This window comes from Winogradskyella ouciana (assembly GCF_009709615.1).
Classification (GTDB): Bacteria; Bacteroidota; Bacteroidia; order Flavobacteriales; family Flavobacteriaceae; genus Winogradskyella; species Winogradskyella ouciana.
The window spans coordinates 1-257 of the sequence record NZ_WJYA01000188.1 but is presented as its reverse complement, the minus strand read 5'-3'; the positions used below and the strand labels follow the sequence as shown (position 1 = coordinate 257).

The window sequence follows — 257 nt, the reverse complement described above, 5'->3', positions numbered from 1 at the left end:
GGCAGAGAAAGCCAAAAACATTATTATTAGTGAGTTTCCTTACACTCATTATGCGGAATTTGTGAAAAACCCTAAGCGTGGAGGCTTGGGTGTCGCTTCGTCAGAAGTAGAGGACATCTATAAACAAGCCTACCAACTCTACACAGAAGAAAAATATGAGGATAGCAAAACCCTTATAGAAAAAACAATAGAAGCTTATCCTAAAGACGCTCTAGTACCGAAGTTATCGTTGCTTAATGCATTTAATACAGGGAAAA

General features: G+C 38.1%; 1 pseudogene. It reads left to right on the top strand.

From position 1 onward, the window contains the following. Window positions 1-257: pseudogene (locus tag F1003_RS16050) on the top strand (type IX secretion system periplasmic lipoprotein PorW/SprE); the annotation flags it as partial.